Source organism: Streptomyces sp. NBC_01515 (assembly GCF_045040345.1).
Lineage (GTDB): Bacteria > Actinomycetota > Actinomycetes > Streptomycetales > Streptomycetaceae > Streptomyces.
This window is the reverse complement of record NZ_CP109416.1, coordinates 916,869-942,410: the sequence shown is the minus strand read 5'-3', so window position 1 is coordinate 942,410 and position 25,542 is coordinate 916,869. Positions and strand designations below refer to the sequence as shown.

The following is a 25,542-nucleotide window of genomic DNA, read 5'->3' as shown; positions in this document are numbered from 1 at the left end:
GACATCCCAGAGCCGACAGAGGACAAGACGCATGGACGAGATCCTGTACGAGGTCGACGGCAGGGTGGGGATCATCACCCTCAACCGGCCCGAGGTCGCCAACGCGCAGAACAGCGCGCTCCTCGACGCCCTGGACGCGGCCTGGAGCCGGGCCGCGGCCGACGAGGACGTGAAGGTCATTCTCCTGAAGGCCAACGGCAAGCACTTCTCGTCGGGACACGACCTGAAGGACCGCTGGCCGGCGCCGAAGGAGATCACCCTGGAGTGGATCTACAGCGCCGAGACCCGCCGGTACCTGGAGTACACCCTGCGCTGGCGCAACGTGCCCAAGCCGACGATCGCCGCCGTGCAGGGCAAGTGCATCGCGGGCGGGCTGATGCTCTGCTGGCCCTGCGACCTGATCGTGGCCGCCGAGAACGCCGAGTTCTCCGACCCCGTCGTGCACATGGGCATCGGGGGAGTCGAATACCACGGCCACACCTGGGAGTTGGGCCCGCGCAAGGCGAAGGAGATCCTCTTCACCGGACGGGCCGTCACCGCCGAGGAGGCGGAGAAGGTCGGCATGGTGAGCAAGGTCGTCCCGCTCGACCAACTGGTCACCGAGGCCTTGGAGCTGGCCCACCGGATCGCCCGGATGCCGTCCTTCGGCCTCCGTCAGGCGAAGCGGGCCGTCAACCAGAGCCTCGACGTCCAGGGCTTCTACGCCGCCATCCAGTCTGTGTTCGACATCCACGAGACAGGACACGGGAACGCGCTGAGCGTGAGCGGATATCCCATTCTCACGCAGCTCGACGCCATGAAGGAACGCATTAAAGGCCAGTAGTCCGCCGGGCCGATGGGCCGGACCGCGACCGTCACCGCTCCTTGTGCGCGGTCGCGCCCCGGCTCATCGCCAGGACCGCGTCACGGCGGCTCAACGCCCCGAACGGTGAACCGCCGGTCGGGGTGGGGCTGCCGCAGATCCAGGTCGGACCGTCGGAGAGATGGTCGAGTGCCTCGGCGGCCACGTCGTCCGGATCGGCCAAGTCGCCACCGTAGGAAACCCCTTGGACGCCTTCGGTCCGGCGCAGGGACGGGGTGTCGGTCCTGCCGAGGACCAGCCCCAGAACGTCCACCCCGCTGCCCTGCCACTCCGCCCACAGGCTCTCCGCGAGGATGAGGTCGAACGCCTTCGACGCGCCGTAGGCGGCGAGCGTGGCGCCACCCGCCCAGGCCGCGCCCGAGGTCACCAGGACCACGGCTCCCCGCTTGCGCGCCACCATCGGGCCGCCGAAACGGTAGGCCGCTTCGAGTACGGCGGTGCAGTTGCGCCGCACCAGCCCGAGATGGATGTCGAGGTCCTTGTCGAGGAACGGCACGCTGCGGTCGTCGCTCCCCGCGTTGTACACGAACAGACCGACCTCCAGACCGGCGGTCGTCTCCTCCAACTCCGCCAGGGCACTTGAGGAGCTGAGGTCGAGCGCGACGGAGCGGACCTCGACGCCGTAGCGCGCGCGGATCTCGTCGGCGGACGCCTCCAGCACGGACAGGCGCCGGGCCACGAGTACGACATTCATCCCCTGGGCCGCCAGCCGGTGGGCGAACGCGGCACCCACCCCGTCCGACCCGCCGGCGATGACACCCCACGGCCCGTACTTGGTAGTGAGGTTTTCGGTCACTTCGTACTCCTCAATCAAGATCAGTCAGATCAGTCAGATCGTCCGGGACGAACGGAGAACCTTCTTCCCGCAGATGGGGGATCGCGTCGAAGACACCGTCCTCGGTCCAGAGCGCCGCCGCGGCCTCTCCCGAGCCGCTGTCGACAGCGGGCCCGTACTGCGCGACGAGCTGCGTGATCTCGACCTGGTCCTCCAGGACACGCACCTTCGCCGTCAACGCTTCGACGGTGGCGCGGAGTTGGGCAAGTTCGTCGGTCTCGCTCATGAGTGTTCAGCTTCCTGGTACGACGATGACGCGGGCCGGCCCGTCGGCGGCCCGTGCGGCGTCGAGCGCGGCCGGCACCTCGTCGAGCCCGACGGTGTGGCCGAGCATCGGCCCGACATCGAGGCTGCCGGAGCAGACCGCCCGGAACGCCTCGTCCCAGTGGTCCATCGACGGGCCGCCCCCGAACTGGATGTTGATGCCCTTCCGTTTCGCGGTCAGGGTGTGCAGATGGTCGCCCTCCGGCGGGCCGCCGACGGAGAAGATCCGGGTACCGCGCTCGCAGCCCTTGATGATCGAGTCGAGAACGCCGGGGACGCCGACGCACTCGAACACCACGCAACTCGACCGGCTCCCGGCCGCGTTGCGCCACGCCTCGTACGGCGAGACCACAGCAGGGTCGACGACTACGTCGGCGCCCATGGCCAGCGCGGTCACGCGACGCGACGCCACGAGATCGGCCGCCACGATCGGGCCGACGCCGAGGTTCTTGAGCCGGCCGATCGCCGAGAGGGCGATGGCCCCGCAGCCGATGACCAACGGTGCCTCACTCGCGGAGAGTTGGGCGCGGGACGCGGTCGACCAGCCCACCGAGATCGCGTCGGCGACACACGATCTCGCTCGGCAGGTCCGACACCACGACCCGGGTGATGGCCTCGGTCAGCAGGAACAACTCCCCGAATCCGCCGGGTGATTCGGGGTTCTGGCCGATGATCCGGCGGCCGCCCGGAGTGGCCAGCACGGGCAGCGAACTCACCCGTGTCCCGACCGGGATCCGGCGCTCGGTACCGGGGCCGTAGTCCACGACCTCGGCGCAGTACTCGTGACCCATCACGATGTCGACGTCCTGGTCGTACGTCGACATCCCGCTGTCGTCGTCGGCGCCCGCCTCCGGATGGTCCATGAAGTGCAGATCCGACGCACAGATCCCGCACGCCAGCGAGCGGACGAGGAGTTGGCCCGGTCCGGGGACCGGATCGTCGACGGTCCGCGCCTCGACACTCCCGCCCCGCAGCACAGCAGCACGCATCAGACTCTCCTCCGCACTCCGAAGTCCGTCCCCTTCGGACTGTAGCCACACAGAGGCAATTACAGAAGACAGTCTCCTATAATCGAAGAACGCGGAGCACCGCCCGGTCACTACAATCACGGCATGGCAGAACCGCGCCGCGCCCCGGGCCGTCCACGGGACACGAGCATCAACGAACGGGCCCTCGCGGCGACGCGCGAACTCCTCGTCCAGCGCGGCTTCGACGCGACGACGATCCAGGCGGTGGCGGAGCACTCCGGCGTGCACGCCTCCGCCATCTACCGCCGCTGGCCGTCCCGGATCGAGCTGATCGAGGAGGCCACGTTCCCCGGACTCAGCCCGTTGAGCGTCCAACCGACGGGGGACCTGCGACGCGACCTCCGCCGGTTCGTCCGCGCCTACTTGGCGGCCTTCGGCGCGCCCGCGGCCCGTGCCGCCGCGGCCGGTCTCTTCGCGCACTCCCGGACGTCGGACACGCCCCGGCCGCCGGAGATGCTGCTGCGCGTGTCGGCGCGACCGCAGTTCCAGGACATCCTGCGCGCCGCGCCGACCGGGACCGTCGACCCCGCCGTGGACCCGGACGACGTCTTCGACATGCTCCTCGGCGCCGTCCTGACCCGCACCCTCCTGTCCACGGTCACGGCCCGCAACCGCCCCGTCGAGCGCACGGTCGACATGATCCTGCGGATGCTACGACCCCTTGACGGGCCGGTGTGATCAACTCCCGCTGCTGGCCTGGGCGTTGGCGTCAGCGGCGTTCGTCGCGGAACACCTTCCCGCCCTTCATCACGAACCGGACGTCCGCCATCACGGAGACGTCCTCCAGCGGATTGCCCGGCACCGCGATCAGATCGGCGAGCAGTCCTTCCGCGATACGGCCCCGGTCGTCGGCGTCGATCAGCTCCGCCGCGTTGACGGTCGCCGCCCGGAGCGCCTCCAGGGGAGTCATCCCGCGGTCGACCAGGGCGATCAGCTCCTGGGCGCCGCGGCCGTGCGGGATCGCCGGTGCGTCCGTGCCCAGCGCCATCCGGACACCCGCCTTGCCGGCCCTGGCCACCACCGTCTTCGCCCGGGGGAAGATCTCGGCGGCCTTCTCCTTCAGTTCCGGCGCGGCATGGGACATGTCCATCCCGTCGATGAGAGCGGTGGTCGGCACCAGGAAAGTGCCCCTCTCCGCCATCAGCGCGATGGTGTCGTCGTCGAGCAGGAAGCCGTGCTCGATGCAGTCGATGCCCGCCTCCACCGCGGACCGGACGGCATCGGCCCCATGGGTGTGGGCCGCCACCTTCAGTCCGCGACGATGGGCCTCGTCGACGATGGCGCGCAGTTCCTCGTCGGAGTAGTGCTGGGCGCCGGGGGTGCCGGTGTGGGACATGACGCCCCCGGACGCGCAGACCTTGATGAGCCGTGCCCCGTGCTTGATCTGGTAGCGGACGGCCTTGCGCACCTCGTCGACACCGTTGGCAATGCCCTCCTCCAGGGAGAGAGGCATGATTCCGGGGGCGTACGCGGCGAACATCGTGGGGTCGAGATGGCCGCCGGTGGGTGTGATGGCGTGTCCGGCGGGCACGATGCGCGGGCCGTCGATCCAGCCGGCGTCGATGGCCTTGGCCAGCGCGACGTCCAGCAGATAGCCGCCCGTCTTCACGAACAGGCCGAGGTTGCGGACCGTGGTGAACCCCGCGCGCAGGGTCCGCCGGGCGTTGCCCACCGCGCGGAGCATCCGCAGCGGGGGATCGTCCTGGACGGGGGAGAACGCGAGCGTCTCTCCCCGGCCGCCCATGAGGAGGTTGACCTCCATGTCCATGAGGCCGGGCAGGAGAGTCACGTCGCCGAGGTCGAGAACCTCGTTCTCACCGGCATCCCCACCCTCGCCGGTGCCGACGCCGGTGTGCGTGATGCGGTCGCCCTCGACCGTGATCAGGCCCGGCGACTCGAACTCGCCCGTCTCCACGTGCAGTACACGCGCCGCTCTGAGCGTGAGCACGACCGGTCAGACCTTCGGCTCGACGACGAGGTCCATGTAGGCGGCCCCGCTGTCCGGCACCCGGGCCTGCTTCCAGACCTCGACCGGGAACGACACGTTCACCAGGGAGAACATCAGGAGCAGCAAGTTGCGCTCCTGTTCCGGGAGTTCGGAGAGCGGGAACTTGTCGAGGTGGTCGGAGGCCTGTTCCAGCAGCGGGAACGCGGCGTCGTAGAAGGCCTGCATCTCCTCCATGGAGCTGGCCAGGCGCTTGCTGTAGCGGTCGCGCTCGGACTCCAGGACCCACGCGTCGAACGGCTCTAGTGCCGCGAACTCACTGGGCAGCATCGGTGTGCTCCTTGACGTGGTCGGCGACCGTCTTGTGCAGATGGCGGAGCAGCAACTCCTGGTCGCAGAGCGGGAATTCGGTGACGACCCGGCTCTTGAGCATCGTCTGGGTGGCTTCGAGGGTGTTGCCGTCCTGGAGCGCGTACTCCTTGAACGTCACCGCCGCCAGCTCCTGCTTCAGCCGCTCGCGCGCCGTCTTGGCGGGCACGAAGTACAGGTTGGCCTCGAAGAGGTGCTTGTCCACCGCCGTCGGCCAGTAGTGGTACGTCAGGTACCAGCCGGGCTTCCAGATCAGCAGGGTCATGTTGGGGAAGAACTCGAAGGAGTCGTTGCCCCACGCGCGGTGCCGGCCCGGGTTGAGGCCCGTCGGCAGATTGTCCAGGCCCTCGATGTCGGGCGCCTCCCACGGCCCGAACAGACCGCTGCGCAGGACGCGTTCGATCGGCTTGACGATGGTCAGGTCCTTGGGCGGGGACATGCCTCCCCAGGACGAGATCATCGAGTGCGGGGGGTGGATCTCGTAGTGCAGCGCCTCGTACCCGACGTTGAAGAGCTTGTCGGCCTCGTCCTTGACGGCCTGCTTCATGTGCAGGACGGGCGCGTGGTAGAACTCCGCGAACGCGTCGATGAACAGCTTCCAGTTGCTGCCGATCTCGGCCTTGTAGGTGAAGACCTCGGTCATCTCGTGGAAGGGGTAGCCCTCCAGGCCCTTCGCGAACTCGCCCAGGTACTCCTTGAGCGGCTGCGCGTCGGGGTCGAGGTTGACGAAGACGAACCCCTCCCAGACCTCGCAGCGGACCAGCTTGAGGCCGTAGTCCGCCTTGTCCAGGTCGAAGAACTCCTTCTCCTGCTGGACGAAGGTCAGATCGCCTTCGAGGCTGTAGCGCCAGGCGTGGTACTTGCAGGTGAACTGGCGGCAGGTGCCCTTGACCTCCTCGCCCGGGAAGTCGTTCCACACGAGCTTGTTGCCGCGGTGGCGGCAGACGTTGTGGAAGGCGCGGATCTCCTTGTCCTTGCCCCGCACGATCACCAGTGAGGTGTCGGCGACCGCCAGCTCCTTCGTGAAGTAGCTGCCGACCTTGGGCAGTTGCTCGACCCGGCCGACGTTCAGCCAGGTCTTCTTGAAGATCGCTTCCTTCTCGGCCGCGTAGTACGCGGGGTCGATGGAGTCCTCGTAGTTCACCGGGCTGGTGCCCAGCTCGGGGTAGTTCTCGGTCCAGCTCCCGGCCTCGGGCTTGGTGAAGTGCGGCATGGGATCACCCCTCTCGCTTGTGAGAATACCATTCTCGTTTTGGGAAACTGAAGTTCTCTTCCGAGATCGCGGGGTCGAGTTCCACGCCGAAGGTGTTGAGGGCCATCGTGAGCATCGTGTAGGCGCCGATCGTGAACACCAGGTCCATGAGCTGGTGTTCGTCCAGGTCGGAGGCGAGGGTGGCGTAGGTCGCGTCCGACAGGCCCGAGTCGGTGTCCAGTTCGTCCACCGCCCGGTTGAGCAACGTGTCGGCGCCCGTGCGGACTTCGTCGATCTCGGCCTCGGTCACCCCGGCCTTCCGGGCGATCAGGACATGGCTCGCCCACTCGTACCTGCTGCCCCGCCGCCAGGCCACGCGCAGGACGGCCAGCTCGCGGACGCGCACCGGCAGGGTCGTGGTGTTGAGGTGCATGTTGAACGTCAGGAACGCCCGGGCCAGGGCCGGATGTCGCTGGAAGATCCCCAGGACGTTGGCCTGCGGCAGCTTCCGGGGATGGTTGATCACCGAGAACAGCTCGTGGTCCCAGTCGTCGTACGGTATGGGGGAGATGCGAACGGTGTTCTCGGCGGCGGCGTCGTGATGCAAGCCGTGCCCGCCGTGCCCGCTGTGCTCGGTGCCCGTCTCGCCGGATCCGTCGTGTTCGCTCTGCCCGCTCACGTGTTCCGCCCGCCGTTCACGCCCAGGATCTGGCCGGTGATGTAGCCGGCCTCCTCGGAGGTGAGGAAGGCGCAGGCCGCGGCGATGTCCTCCGGGCGTCCGACCCGCCGTACCGGAGTGCGCTGGATGTGCTCCTCGACTGTCCCGCCGAGCAGTTGGCGCTCCTCCGAGCGGCGCAGCATCGGCGTGTCGATGAAGCCGGGCGGCACCGCGTTGACGGTGATGCCCTGCGGACCCAGCTCCAGGGCCAGTGCCTTGGTCAGCCCGTTGACCGCCGACTTCGCGGCCACGTAGTGCGTCATGAAGGGTTGGCCGGACTGCGCGCTGGACGAGGAGATGTTGACGATCCGGCCCCAGCCGGCCTCCACCATGTCCGGCAACACCGCCTGGACGCAGTGGAAGACGCCGTGGAGATTGACGTCGATGACCCGCTGCCAGGCCTCGAAGGTGAGGTTGGCGAAGCGCTTGTAGCCCTCCGTCCCGGCCGCGTTGACCAGCACGGTGACCGGGCCGAGCTGCTCCCGGATCTCGGTCAGCGCCTCGTCCACCTGGGCCCGGTCGGAGACGTCGGCCTTCCGGGAGAAGCCCCTGTCGGACGGGTTGAGGTCGAGGGTGGCGACCTGGAGACCGTCTGCCTCCAGGCGCTGTGCGATGGCTTGTCCGATGCCGGAGCCGCCGCCTGTGACGAGGGCTGTCCTCATGCCGGAACCCCCTTCGTCTCGATCATGAAAATCTCCCTTCCAGATCTGAGAAGCGTATTCTCGTCCCTGGTGCTTCCGGAAGTCCCGCGCAGGCGGGGGCTGTTCGCCGAGCTCTGCAGGTCTGTCAGCAAGGCGTCAGGATGACATTCTCGCTGCCGGGTGGTTGATTCGCGTATAAGGAGAATGTAGTTTCCGCTTCATTGGAGCAAGCCGCCCATCCATGCGAGGAGAACAGGATGCGGTTCCAGGACAAGGTGGCGATCGTCACCGGAGCGGGACAGGGAATCGGCGAGGACTACGCCCGGGCGCTGGCCGCCGAGGGAGCACGGGTCGTGGTCGCCGACATCAACGAGGAGCAGGGACGGCGGGTCGCCAAGGAACTGGACTCCGCGCTCTTCGTCAAGGTCGACGTCGGAGACCCCGCCTCGGCCGACGCGCTGGCCGCAGCCACCGTCGCCGAGTTCGGCCGCATCGACTACCTGATCAACAACGCCGCGATCTACCACAGCATGCGGCGCGAGGGCCTCACCACCGTCGACCTCGACTACCTCAACCGCTTCATCCAGGTGAACCTGATGGGCGCCCTCTACGTCACGCGGGCCGTCGTCCCGCACCTGACCGAGGGCGCCGCGATCGTCAACCAGTCGTCCGCCGCCGCCTACATGGCCAGCGGCTACTACGGCCTGGCCAAGATCGGGATCAACCACCTCACCGCGTCGCTCGCCGCCGAACTCGGCGGGCGGGGCATCCGCGTCAACGGCATCGCCCCCGGCCCCACCGACACCGAGGCCACGGCCACCGTCGTACCGGTCGAGTTCCAGGAGCGGATGACCCAGGCCCTGGCCCTCAAACGGATGGGTACGCCCGGCGACCTGACCCCCACCGTGCTGTTCCTGCTCTCCGACGACGCGGGCTGGCTCACCGGCCAGACCATCAGCGTCGACGGCGGACAGGTGGTGCGGCTGTGACCCGCCTGCTCATCGACGGCCAACTCGTCGACGGGGAGCGGACGTTCCCCTCCCTCAACCCCGCCACCGGCGAGGTGTACGGCCACGCGCCCGACGCCACCACCGCCCAGGCCGAGGCCGCCGTAGCCGCCGCGCGCACCGCCTTCGACACCACCGCCTGGTCCACCGACGTCCAGCTGCGTATCCGCTGTCTGGACCAGCTGCACCAGGCGCTCACCGACCACGTCGAGGAGCTGCGCGAGCTGACGATCGCCGAGGTCGGCGCGCCCCGCATGCTCACCTACGGCCCCCAACTCGACGACCCCGTCAAGCTGGTGCGCTACTACGCGGACCTGCTGCGCAAGTACCCGCTGACCGAGGAACTCGGCGAGTCCGAGAGCCGCGGCCGGCGTCACCGGCGCTGGGTGGAGAAGGAGGCCGCGGGGGTCGTAGCGGCGATCATCGCCTACAACTACCCGAACCAACTCGCCCTGGCCAAGCTCGCCCCCGCGCTCGCGGCCGGCTGCACGGTCGTCCTCAAGGGCGCCCCGGACGCCCCGCTGACCACCCTGTTCCTCGGCCAACTCATCGCCGAGCACACGGACATACCGCCCGGCGTGGTCAACGTCCTCACGTCCTCCGCTGCCGACGTCGGCGAGACGCTCACCACGCACCCCGACGTCGACATGGTCACGTTCACCGGTTCCACCGCGACCGGCCGCCGCATCATGGAGGCCGCGAGCCGTACGGTGAAGAAGGTCTTCCTGGAACTCGGCGGCAAGTCCGCCATGATCATCCTCGACGACGCCGACTTCGCCACCGCCGCCATGTTCGCGGCCGGCACCATCTGCTCCCACTCCGGGCAGGGTTGCGCGCTCACCTCACGACTGCTCGTACCCAGGGAACACCACGACGAGATCGTCGCCATGGTGGCGGCGGGCCTCGGCCGCATCCCGCTCGGCGACCCCGCCGACCCCAAGACCTTCGCGGGCCCGCTCATCAGCGAGCGCCAGCGCGAGAAGGTCGACGGCATGGTCGAGAGGGCCGTAGCCGCAGGTGCGAACCTCGTTACCGGAGGCGAGAAGATCGATCCCGGCTTCTTCTACAGGCCGACCCTCCTCAGCAACGTCGACCCGGACAGCGAGATCGCCCAGGACGAGGTCTTCGGCCCGGTCCTCGTGGTGATTCCGTACGACGACGATGACGACGCGGTCCGCATCGCCAACAACTCCATCTTCGGCCTCTCCGGCGGCATCCAGAGCGCCGACGACGAGCGGGCCATCGCGCTGGCCCGCCGGATCCGCACCGGCACCTTCAGCATCAACGGCGGCAACTACTTCGCCGCGGACGTGCCGTTCGGCGGCTACAAGCAGTCGGGCATCGGCCGCGAGAGCGGTGTGGCCGGTCTTGAGGAGTTCCTGGAGTACAAGGCGTTCGCGGTCGTGGTCCGGTCATGATGCCGCTCGAAGGCATCCGCGTCCTCGAAGTCGCCATGTACGGCTTCGTGCCCTCGGCGGGAGCTGTCCTCTCCGACTGGGGAGCGGACGTCATCAAGGTCGAGCACGCCGTTACCGGCGACCCGCAACGCGGTCTCCGCCAGACCGGCACGATGCGCGTCGAGGGCGACCCCAACCCCAACGTCGAGCACGCCAACCGCGGCAAGCGCAGCCTCGGCCTCGACATCTCCCGCCCCGAGGGAAAGGACGTTCTCTACGACCTCGCCCGGCGCTCGGACGTGTTCCTGACCAGTTTCCTTCCCGGTCACCGGGAGCGGTTCGGCATCGACGTCGACGACATCCGTAGCGTCAATCCCCGCATCATCTACGCCCGGGGCAGCGCCTTCGGCCCGCGTGGAGCGGAAGCGGGGAAGGGTGGCTACGACATGACGGCGTTCTGGGCCCGCGCCGGCACCGCCGCGAGCATCACCCCCGAAGGCACCGACGGCATCATCAACCCGCCCGCACCCGCCTACGGCGACACCATCTCCGGCACCAACCTCGCCGGCGGCATCGCGGCAGCACTCCTGAAACGCGAACGCACCGGTGAACCGTCGGTCGTGGACGTCTCCCTGCTCGGCAGCGGACTGTGGGCGATGGGCCACGCCACCGCGCTCTCCCTGCACCTCGGCAAGCCCTGGATCCCGCCGCCCGTCGGTACCCACGGCTCCGTCACCAACCCCCTGTCCGGGCTGTACGAGACGTCCGACGGCCACCATCTGGCGTTCGTCATGATGCAGCCCGGCAAGTTCTGGGCTGATGTGTGCCGGCACATCGACCGCCCCGAACTAGCCGACGACCCCCGCTTCGACACGGCCGAGAACCTTGTTTCCCACACGGCCGAGGCCGTCAAGATCCTGCGCGAGGTCATCGCCACTCGCACCCTCGCGGAGTGGAGCAGGCGCTTCACCACACTGGCCGGGCCGTGGGCCCCGGTGCAGGACTCCCTGCAAGTGGGCGACGACCCGCAGATCAGAGCGAACGAGTACCTCCTGCGCGCGGGAGAGCTCGAACTGGTCGCCAGCCCCGTGCAGTTCGACGTGCACGCCCCACACCTCAGGCCCGCACCCGAGTTCGCCGCCCAGACCGAGGAGATCCTCCTCGAACTGGGCCTGGACTGGGACCGCATCATCGCGCTCAAGGCGGCGGGCGCCGTCACCTGATCACCCGACAGCGGGACTCACATTCTCAACGAGGAGAACCGATGAGACGCTTGCTCATCCCCGCGCTCGTCCTGGCCCTCGCGGCCGCGGCCGGATGTTCCGGCCGCACCAAGTCCGCGGACACCAGCAGCCCTTCCACCACCGGAGCCGCCGACACCGCCACCGCGGACTTCGGCACGCTGAAGTCCGTGTGCGGGAAGGGGACGGCCAAGTCCGTCACCAGTCAGGGCGTCACCAGCTCCGACATCAAGGTCGGCGTCTTCACCGACGTCGGGTTCACCAAGAACCCGGAGTTCGAGAACGCGGCGAAGGTCTTCACCTCCTGGTGCAACGCCGCCGGCGGCATCAACGGACGCAAGATCACGCCCGCGACGCACGACTCCGCGCTCATGCAGGTCAACCAGCAGATGATCGAGGCCTGCCGCACCGACTTCTTCGAGGTGGGCGGCGGTGCCGCCCTCGACGGCCTGGGCGTCAAGACCCGCCTGAAGTGCCTGCTCCCCGAGTTCCCGGCACAGGTCACCTCCGAGGTCGGGGCCGATCTCCAGGTGATGACCCAAGGCGCCTCGTCCGGGTACGCGCCCTACGCGGGCTATTTCTCCTGGCTGTTGAAGGAGGCGTACCCGTCGTCGGCGAGCGGCGTCGGCATCATCACCGGAGACATACCCGTCACCAAGGTCATCGCCGCGCAGGACAAGGAAGTCCTCACCGCGATGGGCGGCAAGGTCACCTACTCCGACCTCTACCCCGCGCAGGGCGTCTCCGACTGGACGCCGTACGCCCAGTCCATCAAGACGAAGAAGGTCAAGGGCCTTGTCTTCCTGGGGGACTTCACCCAGCTGGCGAAGCTGGAGCAGGCGCTCACCAACATCGACTACAAGCTCGACTGGATCGACGCCAACAACAACGCCTACGGCCCCGCGTTCCTCAAACTGGCCGACACCGCGCTGAGCTCCCAGACCAACTTCGCGAGCATCGACGGGACTTACCCGCTGGAGAAGGCGGACGGCAACCCGGCGACCAAGGAGATGGTCGCCCTGTTCAAGAAGTACGCGCCCGACGCGCAGATCACCCTGCCCGCCGTGCACGCCTTCTCCACCTGGCTGCTGTTCGCCACCTCGGCCCGTGACTGCGCGGAACTGACCCGCAGTTGTGTCCTCGCCAACGCCAAGAAGCAGACCGAGTGGACCGGGGGAGGGCTCCAGGCCCCGGTGATCCTGACCAAGCCCGACGAGCCCGTGAAGTGCTTCAACGTCGAGAAGGCCACTACCAGCGGCTGGGTCCCCGCCGACTTCAAGCCCACCGACGGCGCCTACCGCTGCGACGCGCCCGTCTACAAGTACAAGGGCGACTACGGCAAGCCGCCGACGCTCGCCGACGTCGGCAAGTCGCTCGCCGACCTCAAGTAGCCACGCCACGCCACCCGTTCACCACGGCGGGCACCACGGCATTCACCGCGGCAGGAAGGAAGGACCGTGAAGGTACGAGTCGACCCGGAGCGCTGCCAGGGCCACACGCTCTGCGCGATGCGCGCTCCGGACACCTTCGAACTCAGCGAGATCGACGGGCACTCCTCGGTCGTCCAGGAAGAAGTCCCCGCCGACCAGGAGGAGGCCGTTCGCGAGGCGGTCCTGTCCTGTCCGGAACGGGCGATCTCCCTCATCTCCTGACCCCCACCTCATCCACCGAGCAGGAGAGGACTCCGCATGACCACGGAAGACGCGGCCGTCGACGACGACGCCGGCCGCAAGCACCCGCAGGTGCACTTCGACCGGCACACACCCGACTACCGCGATCGGTTCGAGGACATCACCCACGAGCTGCACGGACAGTGCCCGATCGCCTGGACGGAGACCCACGGCGGCCACTGGGTCGCCAGCGGCAACCGTGAGGTCTTCGAACTCGCTCGGTCCGCCGAGTTCCTCTCCAACGACCATGACGTGAAAGGGGAACGGCGCGGCTACAAGGGCATCTCCATCCCCCCGCCGCCGCGCGCCAGGGAGGCCCAGGGCGGCTTCCTGGAGATGGACCCGCCGGACCAGCGCTACTACCGGCAGACCCTCAACCCGTATCTGTCGCCGGCGGCCATCCAGCGCTGGATCCCGTTCGTCGACGAGGTCGTGCGCGCGAGCATCGACGAGAAGATCGAGTCCGGGCAGATCGACTTCGTCGACGACCTCGCCAACATCGTCCCGGCCGTACTCACCCTGGCGATGATGGGCATCCCGATCGAGCGCTGGACCATCTACAACGAACCGGCCCACGCCTCCGTCTACACACCTCCCAACTCGCCTGACCGGGAACGGGTGTTGGACCTCAGCCGTAAGATGGGTATGGACCTCATGGGCCAGCTCATGGAGATCCGCAAGGCGCCCCGCCCGGGTCTGGTGGACGCCCTGGTCCGCGCCGACCTGAACGGCCGTACCCCGGACGACGGCGAACTCCTGGGCGTACTCGCCCTGTTGATCGGCGGCGGCTTCGACACCACCACCGCCCTCACCGCCCACGCCCTCGAATGGCTCTCGCAGAACCCCGGGGAACGCGACCGGCTCAGCCGCGACCGGAAGGCCCTGCTGGACTCCGCGACCGAGGAGTTCCTGCGCTTCTACACCCCGGCCCCCGGCGACGGACGTACCTTCTCCGCCGACTGCGAGATCGCCGGCACCGAGTTCAAGGAGGGCGAACGCCTCTGGCTCTCCTGGGCGATGGCCAACCGAGACCCCTCGGTCTTCCCCGAGCCGGACACGATCGACATGGAACGCAAGGGCAACCGGCACAGCAGCTTCGGCCTCGGCATCCACCGCTGCATCGGCTCCAACGTGGCCCGCACGGTGTTCAAGCGGATGATGACGGCCGTCCTCGACCGGATGCCCGACTTCGCGTGCGACCCCGAAGGTGCCGTGCACTACGAGACCATCGGTGTCATCCAGGGCATGCGCCACCTCCCCGCGACCTTCACCCCGGGCAAGCGGCTCGGCGCCGGACTCGACGAGACCCTCGCCGGACTCCAGAAGGTCTGCGACGAACAGCGCCTCGCCGAACCGGTCACCGTCCGCACGGCGAAGGCACGGATCGGCACATGAACTCCCCAACCCGCCCGGGGCCGTTGGTCACAGAGGAGAACGCGTTCTTCTGGGCCTCCGGCGCCGACGGCCGGCTGCGGCTGGCGGAGTGCGGGTCGTGCGCGGCCCTCATCCATCCGCCGCAGCCGGTCTGCCGGTACTGCCACGGGCACGACATCGGCGTCCGGGCCGTCTCCGGCCGGGCGACGCTGATCGGCTTCACTGTCAACCACCGGTTCGCCCTGCCCGGCCTGCCCGCCCCCTACGTCGTGGCCCAGGTCGCCATCGAGGAGGACCCCCGGGTCCGGCTCACGACCAACGCCGTCCAATGCGCCCCGGACGACCTGGAGTTGGGCATGCGGATGGAGGTCGTCTTCGAACAGGTCGAGGACGCCTGGCTGCCCCTGTTCCGCCCGGCCCGCGAACACCCGGCGACGGATCCCCTGCCGCTCGCCGAGGTCGACACCCGTCAACTCGCCCGTCGCGTACGGCCGATGGCGACCACGGAGAAGTTCGAGGACAAGGTCGCGATCACCGGCATCGGCATGTCGGAGATAGGCCGCCGCCTCCTGGTCCCACCGGTGTCCCTGACCGTCCAGGCCTGCCAACGTGCCATCGCCGACGCCGGGTTGACCGTCGACGACATCGACGGCCTGGCCACCTACCCGGGCGCCGGCGCAGCCTACGGAGGTTTCGGCGAAGGCGGAGTGACCGCCCTGGAGTCCGCCCTCGGCCTGGAACCCAGCTGGTACAACGGCGGCAGCGAGACCTTCGGCCCCTGCGGCTCGCTCATCTCAGCGATGCTCGCCGTCGCGGGCGGCCTGGCCCGCCATGTGCTGTGTTTCCGTACGGTCTGGGAGGCGTCGTACGGCGAACTCGTGCGCCGCGGCCGGATCGCGCAGAACGCACCGCGCCAACTGGACGGCTGGATGAAGCCGTTCGGAGCGATCTCGGCCGCCCACACCCTCGCCCAGAACGCCCAACGCCACTTCCACCGCTACGGCACCACCCGCGAGACCCTCGGTTGGATCGCCCTCAACCAGCGGGCCAACGCGGCACTCAACCCCACGGCCATCTACCGCGATCCGATGACGATGGACGATTACCTCAACGCCCGCCCGATCACCACCCCGTTCGGCCTCTACGACTGTGACGTTCCCTGTGACGGGGCGGTCGCGGTGATCGTGTCGGCGGTGGACGCGGCCCGGGACCTCGCCCAACCGCCCGTCTTCGTCGAGGCAGTTGGGACCCAGATCCTGGAACGGCTCGAATGGGACCAGAGCACGCTCACCCACGAACCCCAAGTCCTTGGCCAGTCCGCCCACTTGTGGTCCCGCACCGCGCTGCGTCCCGAAGACGTCGACGTGGCCGAGCTGTACGACGGCTTCACCTTCAACTGCCTCTCCTGGCTGGAGGGGTTGGGGTTCTGCGGCATAGGCGAGGCCAAGGACTTCCTGGACGGAGGCAAGAACATCGCACGGGACGGCGTACTGCCCCTGAACACCCACGGCGGACAGCTCTCCCACGGCCGCACCCACGGCATGGGACTGGTCCACGAGGCCATCACCCAACTGCGCGGCACGGCCGGGCCACGCCAGATACCCGGCGCGCGGGTCGCGGTGGCGAGCAGCGGCGGACTCACCCCGAGCGGCGTGATCCTCTTCCGGGCGGACGGATGAACTCCCGTACAACGAAGGTCGTTTCGCGCGTCGTCGACGTCGACGGCATCCCCATGTCGGGTCTGCTGTGCGAGGTCCGCGTGCCGCGTGCGGTCGTCGTCGCCCTGCACGGGGGAGCGGTGACGTCGGGCTACTTCGACTACCCGGACCAGCCCCGCATGTCCCTCCTGCGCACCGCGGCGGCACTGGGCTTCACGGTCGTCGCCATCGACCGTCCCGGATACGGCAGTTCGGCTCCGCACAGCGAGACCATGGCGTCTCCCGCGTGGCGCGTCGACCTCGCCTACGCGGCGGTGGACCGGCTGCTCGCCTCGCGTCCACGCGGAGCGGGACTGTTCCTCTGGGCGCACTCGATCGGCTGCGCCCTGGGTGTGCACATGGCCGGCGACGAACGCCGGAACGACCTTCTCGGCCTGGAGATCGCCGGTACCGGACGCCACCACGCCCCCGGCGCCGTCGAGATCCTCGACTTCCGACGGCGTGACCCGGCCGTGCCACGACGATCCGGACCCGGGCTGCGCGACCTGCTGTGGGAACCGTCGTGCCTGTACCCGGACGAGGTCATCGGCGCGCCCCGCATCCAGTCACCGGGTCCGCCGTACGAGTCCACCGTCGCCCGCCGCTGGCCACGGGAGTTCGCCGAAGCCGCCGCCCGCGTACGGATTCCCGTCCACTACACGCTCGGTGACCACGAACGCGTGTGGAGCTCCGGGCCCGAGGCCATGGCCGACATCGCGAGCCTGTTCACCGACTCCCCGCGGGTCGTCGCCGACGAACAGGCCGACAGCGGCCACAACTTGAGCATCGGGCACACCGCGACCGGATACCACCTGAAGATCCTCTCGTTCGTCGAGGAGTGCGTTCTCGCATCCGAGAACGGCGGATACGAGAACGACGGGATCGACCGTCTGCCGAGGAGGGCCGGATGAGTGACGCCGACGTCGCGGTGCTGCTGCTCGTACGCGTGGCCGTAGGGCTGATCATGATCATGCACGGGCTGAACCACTGGCGCGGCGGCGGCCGTATCGAGGGCACCGCCCGCTGGTTCACCGGACTCGGCCTGAGACAGGGCGAGTTGCAGGCCTGGGCGAGCGTGCTCACCGAGGTCGGCGCGGGCGTTCTCCTCGTCCTGGGCCTGCTCACCCCGCTGGCCTGCGCGGCCGTGATCTCCGTGATGCTGGTCGCGGGGCTGCTCGCCCACCGGCCCAACGGCTTCTTCGTCTTCAAGGACGGCTACGAGTACGTCCTCACGCTCGCCGTCGTCGCCCTGGCCCTCGCGGTGCTGGGCCCCGGCCGCTGGTCCCTCGACCACGCGGCCGGCATCGACCTCACCGGCTGGACCGGCGGCGGCATCGCGCTGGGCGCGGCCGTGGCGGCGACCGGGGGACTGCTCGGCACGTTCTGGCGACCGGAGCCGAAGGGGGACGCCGAGTCCGAGACGGGCGCGGAGGTGGGAGCCGAGCCTGAGGGCGACGCCGAGACCAAGTCGTGCGCCGAGCCCAAGGCTGACGCCGAGCCCAAGGCTGACGCCGAGCCCAAGGCTGACGCGGAGCCCAAGGCTGACGCCGAGCCTCCGAGCGTGGCCGAGCCGGACTCCGACGTGATGCCGTCCCCGCCGGAGTCCGAGAACACCCCCGAGTCGGTCGAGCAGGAGGCCCGCTGATGCGTGTCGGATTCATCGGGCTGGGCAGCCAGGGCGCTCCCATGGCGCGGCGGATCGTCGAGGCGGGTTTCGTCACGACGCTCTGGGCGCGCCGCCCGGCCACGCTCGCCGCGTTCGCGGACACGGCCGCGCAGCGGGCCACGTCCCCCGTCGAACTGGCCGCCGCCAGCGACCTGGTGTGCGTCTGTGTCGTCGACGACGCCGATGTCGAACAGGTCGTCACGGGCGAGCAGGGCGTGCTGAGAGGTCTGCGCCGGGGCGGGGTGATCGCCGTGCACAGCACTGTTCACCCCGACACCTGCCGGCGGCTCGCCGAGCGCGCCAAGGTGCACGGCGTCTCCGTGGTCGACGCACCCGTCAGCGGCGGCGGAAAGGCGGCGGCCGAGGGCCGGTTGCTGGTGATGGCGGGCGGCGAGTCCGGCACCTTCGCTTACTGCCGCAAGGTGTTCGAGACGTTCGGCGATCCGGTCGTCCACATGGGGTCGCTCGGCTCGGGACAGATCGCCAAGCTCCTCAACAACCTGTTGTTCACCGCCAACTTGGCGACCGCGGCTGACACGCTCGCTCTGGCGCCGGGGTTCGGGATCGACCGTGGTGCCCTCGCCGAAGTCGTCCTGCACGGCAGTGGATCGAGTTTCGCGCTCGACCGGGTGAAGGCCGCGGGCGGCACGCTGGACCGTCTCGCCGAGCGCGCCGGACCGCTGCTGTGCAAGGACGTGCGGCTGTTGGCCGACCTCGCCGACTCGGCCGGCGCCCCGACGGGAACCGTGCTGACGGCGGCCGACGCGGCCCTCGACCACATGGGCCAAGGGCGCCTGACGACACCCGCAACTCCCGCTCCACAAAAGTGAAAGCGAGCTTCTCGCAATTAGAGAACATTGATATCGTCGCTCGTCGTCAGACTGGTGACGGAAGGGAACCGTGCACACCGTGAAGGACTTCGAGGCGATCGACTTCTTCCAGGACGACGAAGTCGTCGCGGACCCCTATCCCTACTTGGCGGCCCTGCGCGGGAAGTGCCCGGTGCAACGCGAGAGCCACCACGACGTGACGATGGTGACCGGGTACGACGAGGCGATCCAGGTCCTCAACGACTCCGACACCTTCTCGTCCTGCATCTCGGTGACCGGCCCCTTCCCCGGGTTCCCGGTCCCGCTCGTCGGCGACGACGTGAGCGCGCTGATCGAGCAGTACCGCGACCAGCTCCCGATGAGCGACCAGTTGCCGACGCTCGACGCCCCCATGCACACGGACCACCGCGGACTGCTGATGCGGCTGATCACCCCGCGCCGCCTCAAGGAGAACGAGGCGTCGATGTGGCACCTCGCCGACACCCAGCTCGACGCGTATCTCGCCGCCGGCGAGGGCGACTTCATCAGCGGGTTCGCCGGTCCCTTCACCCTGCGGGTCATCGCCGATCTGCTCGGCGTGCCCGACGAGGACCGCAACACGTTCGTGGAGGGCCTGGAGCACCAGCCGCGGGGCGGCATCGGGAGCACGGACGGCGAGGTGGCGCACTCGCCGCTGGAGTACCTGTACGGGCAGTTCTCGGCCTACGTCGAGGATCGCCGCCGCGAACCCCGCGAGGACGTGATCACGGGTCTCGCCACCGCGAAGTTCCCCGACGGCTCGACCCCCGACGTCGCCGACGTGGCCCGCGTCGCCACCAACCTCTTCGCGGCCGGCCAGGAGACCACCGTCCGGCTGCTGAGCAACGCGCTCAAGATGATCGCCGAAGACCCCGATCTGCAGCACCTGTTGCGCACCGAGCGCGACCGCATCCCGAACTTCGTCGAAGAGGTGCTGCGCACGGAGAGCCCGATCAAGGGCGACTTCCGGCTGTCCCGCGTCCCCTCCACGGTCGGCGGCGTCGACCTCCCGGCCGGCACCACCGTCATGGTCCTCAACGGCGCCGCGAACCGCGACCCGCGCCACTTCGAGGACCCGGAGGTCTTCGACCCGGCCCGCGCCAACGCCCGCCACCACCTCGCCTTCGGCCGCGGTCCCCACACCTGCCCCGGCGCCCCGTTGGCCCGCGCCGAGGGCCGGGTGGGCATCGAGCGCATGCTCGACCGCACGACGGACATCAGGATCTCGGAAAGTGCGCACGGCCCTGCCGACGCACGGAACTTCCGTTACCTGCCGACGTACATCCTGCGCGGACTCACCCATCTGAACCTGGAGTTCACGCTCGCCGAGGAGTCCGAGACGGCCGAGGGCTCTGAGGGGGCCGCCCGATGAAGGCCGTCGTCGACGCGGACCGTTGCCGCGGTCATGGAATCTGCTGGTCGATCTGCCCCGAGGTGTTCAACCTGACCGACGACGGTTACGCCGAGGTGCTGACCCCCGAGGTCCCCGCAGAGTACGAGGAACAGGTCCGCACGGCGCTGGGGAGCTGCCCCGAGCGCGCGATCACAGTGAGCCAGTGAGCTGAGGAGAACCGGATGCCCAAGGGGTACGTCATCCTGACCGAGTCCATCAAGGACCCGACCGGGATGGACGCCTACAGCCGGGCGGCCGGTCCGTCGATGGCCGAGGGAGGCGCGACCGTCCTCGCGGTCGACGGCCGGCCGCAACTCCTCGAAGGCGAGTGGCACGGCGACCGGACCGTCGTTCTCGAATTTGAGAGCGCCGAAGCCGCGCGTGCGTGGTACGAGTCGGAGGCGTACGAGCGGGCGAAGCCCTTGCGGCAGGCCGCGGCCGACACGAACGTCGTGATCGTCTCCGGCTTCGAGCCACCGTCCAGAGGCGCGTGAGACCGAGCTGCCCGCCGGGCTGCCGCAGAGCCTCGGCTCCTGAACGGCGGCCCGGCCCGCGCGCCGCACACCGCCCACCACGCGGTACCCGAACACTGGCCGGAAGGGTCGCCCGATCGCGACGGCAACCGTAATGTCACATGGGTGTTGCCGGGGTGGAAGGGGTGCTCAATGACGACGGCCCGACACGAGGAGATTCTTGCCGCCGCGCTGGGGGTGTTCGCCGAGCGGGGCTACAAGAAGGCATCCATCGACGCCGTGGCCGAGCGCGCAGGCCTGACCCGGCAGGGCGTACTGCACTACTTCCCCAGCAAGAAGCGGCTTCTCCTCGCCCTCGTCCAGCTCCGCGAGGACCTCGCCCGCGAACACCTGGCCGCGCTCCACGCGGACGCCGGCAAGGACCTGCCCGGGCTGCTCGCCGAGGTCATCACCTACGACCACAAGAATCCCGGTCTCGCCCAGATACACAGCGTTCTCGTGGCCGAGGGCGTCAGCGGCAGCGACGAGGCACAGCGGTTCTGCCACGACTACTACCGGGCGATCCAGGACCACACCGTCGAGCACCTCACCGCGCTCTACGGCGACCGCGTACCCAGCGGCCTGACCCCCCGAGCCGCCGCCACCGCCGTGGTGGCGATGCTCGAAGGGGTCCAGCAGCAGTGGATGCTCGACGAGGAGCGGACCGACTACCCCGAGATCATCCGCGATGTCATGGGCGTGCTGCTCGGGCCCACGCCTGTATGAAATCGGCCATCGCCGTGACGCTCTCCGGGTGCAGACTCACCGCGTCCGGCCGTACCCGGAGATCCACCGTGACACCGGAGTGCGCCGCGCGGGCGGCGAACGACAGGGAGTCGTCCAGCAGCGGATCGGTACCGGCGACCAGGAGTTGGATCGGCGGCAGCCCGTGCAGATTGGCGTGCAGCGGGCTCAGCAGCGGGTTGGTCCGGTCGGCGCCGCCCGCGAACCGGGCCGCGTGCAACCGGAGTTCGTCGATGTCGAAGCCCGGATCGGCTGCCGCGTTGAACAGCAGACTCGGTGCGTCCAGCGTCAGATCGAGCAGCGCCGAGATCAGCACCGCGCAGTCCGGCTCCGGCGCCCCCATGTCCCGCAGCCGCACCAGCAGCGAGGCCGCGAGCCCGGCCCCCAACCGCTCACCGGCCAACGCGACCGGACCACGCGCCTGACACGAGCTGTATACGGCGTGCACGTCGTCCAACGCCCCCGGGAACGACGACCGATAGCGCGGGCACACCACAACTGCCCCTGTCCGCAAGGCGAGTCGCTCGGCCAGGTCCACCGCCGACTCCGGCGAACCCGACAACTGCCGGTCCCCGTGCAGATACAGGACGACGAGATCGCTCGCGTCCGGCGGCCGTACGATCGGCCCCACCGGGCTCGACTCGACCCGCACCCGCCCGTCACCGGCCGCCGCACGGTCCGTGTTCGCCCGTACGTCGGTCAGGTCGGTGCCGCTCAGGTCGGCGCTCGCTCCGGTCGCCCCAACTCGTGTGTCACCCACGGGACATCACCCTCTCCGCTGCCTGCCAGTGCTCGTCGGACACCCAGAGGCGGGCGAAGGCGCGGGCCGCCTCCTCCTCCGGGACGGCTCCGCTCATCACGCGTTTGATCTCCCGTGCCGGATTGGTCGCGAGGGATCTGGCCAGCGTGCGCCAGCCCTCGGCGAACTCGGCGCGCGGCAGCACCAGTTCGAGGAGTCCGACGCGCTGGGCCTCGGCCGCGTCGAGCACCGTCCCGGCACCGGCCAGCATCAACGCCCTTCCCTTGCCGACCAGTTGGGCCAGGCGCTCGGCGCCGCCCCACGCGGGCATGATGGCCAGGGCAACCTGGTTGAAGCCGATCCTGATGTCGTCGGCGGCGACCCGGATGTCCGCAGCCACTGCTACCTCGGCGCCGCCGCCGAACGCGTGGCCGTTCAACGCGGCGATCACCGGTCCGGGGAAGGCCGCTATGCGATCGCAGATCCTCCTCATCCGCAGGGCCATGGCCATCGCGTCCTCCTCGGTACGGATCGCACTCAGCTGTTTCAGGTCCCCGCCGGAGACGAACGCCCGGTCGCCGGCGCCCGTGACGACCAGGGCCCTGGCGCCCGCGGCCGCGTCGAGCGCCTTGTCCAGTTCGTCCATCGTGGTCGGGGCGATGGCGTTGCGGGCGCGCGGCCGGTCGATGGTGACGACCGCCAGGCCCTCGTCGAGTTCGAGATCTACGTCCATGGCCTCAGTCCTCGTATTCGACAGTGACGTGCGGTGTGGTCGGCTCGCCCTGGCAGGTCAGGACCCAGCCCTCGGCGATCTCGTCGTCGTCGAGCGCGTTGTTGACGCGCATCTTGGCCTCGCCCTCGGTGACGTGGGCGATACAGGTGGCGCAGTTGCCCGCCTCGCAGGAGAACGGCGGGGCCAGACCGGCCCGACGCGCGCTCTCCAGAAACGTCTCGCCGGCGCGCTGCGCGAGCGTGTGCCGCTTGCCGGAGAGCACGAGCGTGAGAGTGCTGTCCCGTTCGGTGGGCTCCTCGGATTCCTGCGCGGGGTTCTCGTGGAGCGGGCGATCGGCGGCGGCCTGCGCGAACCGCTCGACGAAGATCCGCTCGGGGGCGACTCCGTGGGCGAGAAGCGCGTTCTCCACCAGGTCCATGAAGGGCGCGGGCCCGCAGAGGTAGAAATCCGCGTCCGGGGCGCCGCCCGCGAACTCCCGGACCTGGTCCGCGGTGACGAACCCCTGCCGGTCGTCGAGGTGGTGCCGGACCTCGAACCGGTCCGGGTACCGCTCGGCCAACTCGCCCAGCGCGGCGGCGAAGATGACGGAATCAGCGTCCCGGTCGGCGGCCAGGACCCGCACCGGGCGCCCGGTGCCGACCAGCGCAGACTTGGCGAGCGACAGGATCGGCGTGATTCCGCTGCCCCCGCAGAACGCCACCACCGGAGCGGCCAACTCCCGTTCCCCGCCCGCCCCTTCGCCCTCCCGTAGACAGAACACCCCTGCGGGGAGCGTGGTTTCGACGACGTCGCCGGGAGCGAGATGGTCGTGCATCCAGTTGGACACCAGACCCCCCGGAACCCGCTTCACCGTCGTCATCAACTCGGCGTCCGTCTCCGGCGAACTGGACATGGAGTAACTGCGCAGCGTGCCACAGGCCTTGATCGTCACGAACTGGCCCGCCCGGTACGGGAAGGGCGCGTCGAGTACGTACGTCCGTGTGTCGGGCGTCTCCTGGATGATCCGTGTGATCCGCACCGGGTGGAACCCGTGGTCTCGTCCCATGTATGGAATTTACCTTCTCGCTCTGAGAGAGTGCAATTCTCAATGGCGAGAGGAAGTTCCTGTCGTGCGAACGATCCCCGCTGAACTCGTCAACCGGTATGAGGCGGAGGGCTGGTGGACCAGTGAGACGATCGGTGACCTGCTGGCGCGGGGACTGACGGCCGCCCCGGGAGCCGTGTTCCGCGTGCACTCGGCGGTACGCCCCTGGGAGGGGACCTTCGCCGAGGTCGAGTCGACGGCCCGCCGACTGGCCGCCGGACTGCGTGAACGCGGTGTCGGCCCCGGTGACGTCGTGGCCCTCCAACTGCCCAACTGGATGGAGGCGGCGGCGGTCTTCTGGGCCTCTGCCTTCCTCGGCGCGGTCGTGGTGCCGATCGTCCACTTCTACGGACGCAAGGAAGTCGGCTACATCCTGGAGACCGTCGAGCCCAAGGTCTTCGTCACCGCCGAACGGTTCGGGCACCTGCGCCACGACCCCGAGCTGAGCGCGAAGATCCCCGTGGTCGGCGTCGTAGGGCGGGACTTCGACGAGCTGCTCGCCGACGAACCGCTCGTCGGCGTCGTGCCGACGGACCCGTCCGGACCCGCGCTGATCGCCTTCACCTCCGGAACGACCCGTGACCCCAAGGGAGTTGTGCACAGCCACCGCACCCTGGGCTTCGAGACCCGCCAACTCGCCGGCCGCTACCCGCCCGACCGCGGCGACCAGCTCACCTCCGCACCCGTCGGCCACTTCATCGGCATGGTGAACGCCTTCCTGATCCCCGTCCTCGACGGCAGCCCGGTGAACCTCGCCGACACCTGGGACCCGGGCCTCGCCCTGGAGTTGATGGCCCGCGACGGACTCACCGTCGGAGGCGGCGCCACCTACTACATGACGAGCCTCCTCGACCACCCCGACTTCACGCCCGGCCACCTCACGCGCATGAAGTACGCGGGCCTCGGCGGCGCGGCCGTACCGAACGCGGTGACCAGACGCCTCGCCGACCTCGGCATCACGGTCTTCCGCGCCTACGGCAGCACCGAGCACCCCTCGATCACCGCCTCGGCCCACACCGCGCCCGAGGACAAGCGGCTCTACACCGACGGCGACGCGCTGGCCGGAGTGGAGATCCGGCTTGCCGAGGACGGTGAGATCCTCAGCCGCGGCCCGGACCTGTGCCTCGGCTACACCGACCCGGCCCTCACCGAGCGGGCCTTCGACGAGGACGGCTGGTACCGCACCGGCGACATCGGTGAGTTCGACGAGGACGGCTACCTGACCATCACCGACCGCAAGGCGGACATCATCATCCGCGGCGGCGAGAACATCGGCGCGCTGGAGGTGGAGGAGGTTCTCCTCGCCCTGCCGGCCGTCGCCGAGGCCGCGGTCGTGGCCGCCCCGGATGCCCGCCTCGGCGAGCACGCGGCAGCCGTCGTACGACTGCGGCCCGGCCACCCCGAACCCACCCTCGACGACCTGCGCGCCCACTTCGCCGCGGCGGGCCTGGCCCGTCAGAAGTGGCCGGAGGAACTGCACTTCGCCGAGGACTTCCCGCGGACCGCCAGCGGCAAGGTCCAGAAGTTCGTTCTCCGCAAGAACATTGCCGCTCATCAAGAGTGAGAATATGATTCTCGAAATC

29 protein-coding genes are annotated in these 25,542 nt (G+C 69.2%); 17 read left to right on the top strand and 12 right to left on the bottom strand.

What is annotated here, in order from left to right; genetic code table 11:
• The first annotated feature begins 31 nt into the window (after positions 1 to 31).
• The gene (locus tag OG407_RS03830; protein WP_405854993.1) at positions 32 to 823 is read left to right on the top strand and encodes an enoyl-CoA hydratase; all 792 of its coding nucleotides are present in this window, start codon (positions 32 to 34) and stop codon (positions 821 to 823) included.
• A 31-nt stretch (positions 824 to 854) separates the two neighbouring features.
• Here OG407_RS03830 and OG407_RS03825 read toward each other — a convergent pair whose 3' ends face one another.
• The 4 genes from OG407_RS03825 to OG407_RS03810 are packed head-to-tail and all read right to left on the bottom strand — an operon-like array spanning position 855 to position 2,950.
• Positions 855 to 1,658, bottom strand: a complete 804-nt coding sequence (locus tag OG407_RS03825; protein ID WP_405854991.1) for an SDR family NAD(P)-dependent oxidoreductase — start codon at positions 1,656 to 1,658, stop codon at positions 855 to 857.
• Between the two features lie 10 nt (positions 1,659 to 1,668).
• Complete coding sequence (locus tag OG407_RS03820) at positions 1,669 to 1,923, bottom strand: nuclear transport factor 2 family protein (RefSeq protein ID WP_405854989.1); 255 nt, start codon at positions 1,921 to 1,923, stop codon at positions 1,669 to 1,671.
• 6 nt (positions 1,924 to 1,929) lie between these two features.
• Positions 1,930 to 2,511 carry a zinc-binding dehydrogenase gene (locus OG407_RS03815; protein WP_405854987.1) on the bottom strand — a complete coding sequence of 194 codons (582 nt, stop codon included), beginning with the start codon at positions 2,509 to 2,511 and terminating at the stop codon, positions 1,930 to 1,932.
• Positions 2,468 to 2,950: an alcohol dehydrogenase catalytic domain-containing protein gene (locus OG407_RS03810; RefSeq protein ID WP_405854985.1), complete on the bottom strand. Its 483-nt coding sequence runs from the start codon at positions 2,948 to 2,950 to the stop codon at positions 2,468 to 2,470. The genes OG407_RS03815 and OG407_RS03810 overlap by 44 nt, the downstream gene beginning before the upstream one ends.
• A gap of 123 nt (positions 2,951 to 3,073) precedes the next feature.
• Here OG407_RS03810 and OG407_RS03805 point away from each other — a divergent pair, with 123 nt between their 5' ends.
• Positions 3,074 to 3,667: a TetR/AcrR family transcriptional regulator gene (locus OG407_RS03805; RefSeq protein ID WP_405854983.1), complete on the top strand. Its 594-nt coding sequence runs from the start codon at positions 3,074 to 3,076 to the stop codon at positions 3,665 to 3,667.
• Between the two features lie 31 nt (positions 3,668 to 3,698).
• Here the strand turns inward: OG407_RS03805 and OG407_RS03800 are convergent, their stop codons facing one another.
• From OG407_RS03800 to OG407_RS03780, 5 genes are read right to left on the bottom strand one after another with little or no spacing between them, the layout of a single operon-like run.
• Complete coding sequence (locus tag OG407_RS03800; RefSeq protein ID WP_405854981.1) at positions 3,699 to 4,937, bottom strand: amidohydrolase family protein; 1,239 nt, start codon at positions 4,935 to 4,937, stop codon at positions 3,699 to 3,701.
• Positions 4,938 to 4,943: 6 nt separating this feature from the next.
• On the bottom strand, positions 4,944 to 5,264 hold the full coding sequence (locus OG407_RS03795) for a hypothetical protein (protein ID WP_403592498.1): 321 nt from the start codon (positions 5,262 to 5,264) through the stop codon (positions 4,944 to 4,946).
• Positions 5,251 to 6,516 (bottom strand): aromatic ring-hydroxylating dioxygenase subunit alpha, encoded by a 1,266-nt coding sequence (locus tag OG407_RS03790; RefSeq protein ID WP_405854979.1) that lies wholly within the window; start codon positions 6,514 to 6,516, stop codon positions 5,251 to 5,253. The genes OG407_RS03795 and OG407_RS03790 overlap by 14 nt, the downstream gene beginning before the upstream one ends.
• A 4-nt stretch (positions 6,517 to 6,520) precedes the next feature.
• On the bottom strand, positions 6,521 to 7,174 hold the full coding sequence (locus tag OG407_RS03785) for a carboxymuconolactone decarboxylase family protein (protein ID WP_405854977.1): 654 nt from the start codon (positions 7,172 to 7,174) through the stop codon (positions 6,521 to 6,523).
• A complete protein-coding gene (locus tag OG407_RS03780; protein WP_405854975.1) occupies positions 7,171 to 7,875 on the bottom strand; it encodes an SDR family NAD(P)-dependent oxidoreductase in 705 nt (234 codons plus the stop codon). Before OG407_RS03780 ends, OG407_RS03785 begins: the two co-directional genes overlap by 4 nt.
• A gap of 236 nt (positions 7,876 to 8,111) precedes the next feature.
• Between OG407_RS03780 and OG407_RS03775 the strand changes: the two genes are divergently transcribed.
• The 14 genes from OG407_RS03775 to OG407_RS03710 all read left to right on the top strand — a co-directional run bounded on the left by OG407_RS03775 (position 8,112) and on the right by OG407_RS03710 (position 21,385).
• A complete protein-coding gene (locus OG407_RS03775; protein WP_405854973.1) occupies positions 8,112 to 8,843 on the top strand; it encodes an SDR family oxidoreductase in 732 nt (243 codons plus the stop codon).
• Positions 8,840 to 10,279: an aldehyde dehydrogenase family protein gene (locus OG407_RS03770; RefSeq protein ID WP_405854971.1), complete on the top strand. Its 1,440-nt coding sequence runs from the start codon at positions 8,840 to 8,842 to the stop codon at positions 10,277 to 10,279. Before OG407_RS03775 ends, OG407_RS03770 begins: the two co-directional genes overlap by 4 nt.
• Positions 10,276 to 11,481, top strand: coding sequence for a CaiB/BaiF CoA transferase family protein (locus tag OG407_RS03765; RefSeq protein ID WP_405854969.1), 1,206 nt, complete (start codon positions 10,276 to 10,278; stop codon positions 11,479 to 11,481). Before OG407_RS03770 ends, OG407_RS03765 begins: the two co-directional genes overlap by 4 nt.
• A 41-nt stretch (positions 11,482 to 11,522) precedes the next feature.
• Positions 11,523 to 12,890, top strand: coding sequence for an ABC transporter substrate-binding protein (locus OG407_RS03760; protein WP_405854967.1), 1,368 nt, complete (start codon positions 11,523 to 11,525; stop codon positions 12,888 to 12,890).
• A 66-nt stretch (positions 12,891 to 12,956) separates the two neighbouring features.
• Positions 12,957 to 13,151, top strand: coding sequence for a ferredoxin (locus OG407_RS03755; protein ID WP_405854966.1), 195 nt, complete (start codon positions 12,957 to 12,959; stop codon positions 13,149 to 13,151).
• A 36-nt stretch (positions 13,152 to 13,187) separates the two neighbouring features.
• On the top strand, positions 13,188 to 14,564 hold the full coding sequence (locus tag OG407_RS03750) for a cytochrome P450 (RefSeq protein ID WP_405854964.1): 1,377 nt from the start codon (positions 13,188 to 13,190) through the stop codon (positions 14,562 to 14,564).
• Positions 14,561 to 16,222, top strand: a complete 1,662-nt coding sequence (locus tag OG407_RS03745) for a thiolase C-terminal domain-containing protein (protein WP_405854962.1) — start codon at positions 14,561 to 14,563, stop codon at positions 16,220 to 16,222. Before OG407_RS03750 ends, OG407_RS03745 begins: the two co-directional genes overlap by 4 nt.
• Complete coding sequence (locus tag OG407_RS03740) at positions 16,219 to 17,151, top strand: alpha/beta hydrolase (RefSeq protein ID WP_405854960.1); 933 nt, start codon at positions 16,219 to 16,221, stop codon at positions 17,149 to 17,151. Before OG407_RS03745 ends, OG407_RS03740 begins: the two co-directional genes overlap by 4 nt.
• On the top strand, positions 17,148 to 17,885 hold the full coding sequence (locus OG407_RS03735) for a DoxX family membrane protein (protein WP_405854958.1): 738 nt from the start codon (positions 17,148 to 17,150) through the stop codon (positions 17,883 to 17,885). Before OG407_RS03740 ends, OG407_RS03735 begins: the two co-directional genes overlap by 4 nt.
• Complete coding sequence (locus OG407_RS03730) at positions 17,885 to 18,736, top strand: NAD(P)-dependent oxidoreductase (RefSeq protein WP_405854956.1); 852 nt, start codon at positions 17,885 to 17,887, stop codon at positions 18,734 to 18,736. Before OG407_RS03735 ends, OG407_RS03730 begins: the two co-directional genes overlap by 1 nt.
• A 70-nt stretch (positions 18,737 to 18,806) precedes the next feature.
• Complete coding sequence (locus tag OG407_RS03725; RefSeq protein ID WP_405854954.1) at positions 18,807 to 20,126, top strand: cytochrome P450; 1,320 nt, start codon at positions 18,807 to 18,809, stop codon at positions 20,124 to 20,126.
• Positions 20,123 to 20,314: a ferredoxin gene (locus tag OG407_RS03720; protein ID WP_405854952.1), complete on the top strand. Its 192-nt coding sequence runs from the start codon at positions 20,123 to 20,125 to the stop codon at positions 20,312 to 20,314. The genes OG407_RS03725 and OG407_RS03720 overlap by 4 nt, the downstream gene beginning before the upstream one ends.
• A gap of 15 nt (positions 20,315 to 20,329) precedes the next feature.
• Positions 20,330 to 20,641 (top strand): DUF1330 domain-containing protein, encoded by a 312-nt coding sequence (locus OG407_RS03715; protein ID WP_405854950.1) that lies wholly within the window; start codon positions 20,330 to 20,332, stop codon positions 20,639 to 20,641.
• A gap of 171 nt (positions 20,642 to 20,812) precedes the next feature.
• On the top strand, positions 20,813 to 21,385 hold the full coding sequence (locus OG407_RS03710) for a TetR/AcrR family transcriptional regulator (RefSeq protein WP_405854948.1): 573 nt from the start codon (positions 20,813 to 20,815) through the stop codon (positions 21,383 to 21,385).
• Here OG407_RS03710 and OG407_RS03705 read toward each other — a convergent pair.
• The 3 genes from OG407_RS03705 to OG407_RS03695 are packed head-to-tail and all read right to left on the bottom strand — an operon-like array spanning position 21,351 to position 23,920.
• Entirely contained in the window at positions 21,351 to 22,163 is an 813-nt protein-coding gene (locus OG407_RS03705) for an alpha/beta hydrolase fold domain-containing protein (protein ID WP_405854946.1), read from the bottom strand. The two genes, OG407_RS03710 and OG407_RS03705, sit on opposite strands and share 35 nt — an antisense overlap.
• Positions 22,156 to 22,875, bottom strand: a complete 720-nt coding sequence (locus OG407_RS03700; protein ID WP_405854944.1) for an enoyl-CoA hydratase/isomerase family protein — start codon at positions 22,873 to 22,875, stop codon at positions 22,156 to 22,158. The genes OG407_RS03705 and OG407_RS03700 overlap by 8 nt, the downstream gene beginning before the upstream one ends.
• Before the next feature lie 4 nt (positions 22,876 to 22,879).
• Positions 22,880 to 23,920: a 2Fe-2S iron-sulfur cluster-binding protein gene (locus tag OG407_RS03695; RefSeq protein ID WP_405854942.1), complete on the bottom strand. Its 1,041-nt coding sequence runs from the start codon at positions 23,918 to 23,920 to the stop codon at positions 22,880 to 22,882.
• A gap of 64 nt (positions 23,921 to 23,984) precedes the next feature.
• Between OG407_RS03695 and OG407_RS03690 the strand changes: the two genes are divergently transcribed.
• A complete protein-coding gene (locus OG407_RS03690) occupies positions 23,985 to 25,523 on the top strand; it encodes an AMP-binding protein (protein WP_405854940.1) in 1,539 nt (512 codons plus the stop codon).
• The last annotated feature ends 19 nt before the right edge of the window (positions 25,524 to 25,542 follow it).

Bases quoted from the DNA above. Each gene is read 5' to 3' on its own strand.
- OG407_RS03695 (WP_405854942.1), bottom strand. From the start codon at position 23,920: ATGGGACGAGACCACGGGTTCCACCCGGTGCGGATCACACGGATCATC.
- OG407_RS03745 (WP_405854962.1), top strand. From the start codon at position 14,561: ATGAACTCCCCAACCCGCCCGGGGCCGTTGGTCACAGAGGAGAACGCG.
- OG407_RS03760 (WP_405854967.1), top strand. From the start codon at position 11,523: ATGAGACGCTTGCTCATCCCCGCGCTCGTCCTGGCCCTCGCGGCCGCG.
- OG407_RS03735 (WP_405854958.1), top strand. From the start codon at position 17,148: ATGAGTGACGCCGACGTCGCGGTGCTGCTGCTCGTACGCGTGGCCGTA.
- OG407_RS03710 (WP_405854948.1), top strand. From the start codon at position 20,813: ATGACGACGGCCCGACACGAGGAGATTCTTGCCGCCGCGCTGGGGGTG.
- OG407_RS03720 (WP_405854952.1), top strand. From the start codon at position 20,123: ATGAAGGCCGTCGTCGACGCGGACCGTTGCCGCGGTCATGGAATCTGC.
- OG407_RS03750 (WP_405854964.1), top strand. From the start codon at position 13,188: ATGACCACGGAAGACGCGGCCGTCGACGACGACGCCGGCCGCAAGCAC.
- OG407_RS03810 (WP_405854985.1), bottom strand. From the start codon at position 2,950: ATGCGTGCTGCTGTGCTGCGGGGCGGGAGTGTCGAGGCGCGGACCGTC.
- OG407_RS03820 (WP_405854989.1), bottom strand. From the start codon at position 1,923: ATGAGCGAGACCGACGAACTTGCCCAACTCCGCGCCACCGTCGAAGCG.
- OG407_RS03780 (WP_405854975.1), bottom strand. From the start codon at position 7,875: ATGAGGACAGCCCTCGTCACAGGCGGCGGCTCCGGCATCGGACAAGCC.
- OG407_RS03795 (WP_403592498.1), bottom strand. From the start codon at position 5,264: ATGCTGCCCAGTGAGTTCGCGGCACTAGAGCCGTTCGACGCGTGGGTC.
- OG407_RS03700 (WP_405854944.1), bottom strand. From the start codon at position 22,875: ATGGACGTAGATCTCGAACTCGACGAGGGCCTGGCGGTCGTCACCATC.
- OG407_RS03715 (WP_405854950.1), top strand. From the start codon at position 20,330: ATGCCCAAGGGGTACGTCATCCTGACCGAGTCCATCAAGGACCCGACC.
- OG407_RS03740 (WP_405854960.1), top strand. From the start codon at position 16,219: ATGAACTCCCGTACAACGAAGGTCGTTTCGCGCGTCGTCGACGTCGAC.
- OG407_RS03830 (WP_405854993.1), top strand. From the start codon at position 32: ATGGACGAGATCCTGTACGAGGTCGACGGCAGGGTGGGGATCATCACC.
- OG407_RS03775 (WP_405854973.1), top strand. From the start codon at position 8,112: ATGCGGTTCCAGGACAAGGTGGCGATCGTCACCGGAGCGGGACAGGGA.
- OG407_RS03765 (WP_405854969.1), top strand. From the start codon at position 10,276: ATGATGCCGCTCGAAGGCATCCGCGTCCTCGAAGTCGCCATGTACGGC.
- OG407_RS03730 (WP_405854956.1), top strand. From the start codon at position 17,885: ATGCGTGTCGGATTCATCGGGCTGGGCAGCCAGGGCGCTCCCATGGCG.
- OG407_RS03805 (WP_405854983.1), top strand. From the start codon at position 3,074: ATGGCAGAACCGCGCCGCGCCCCGGGCCGTCCACGGGACACGAGCATC.
- OG407_RS03790 (WP_405854979.1), bottom strand. From the start codon at position 6,516: ATGCCGCACTTCACCAAGCCCGAGGCCGGGAGCTGGACCGAGAACTAC.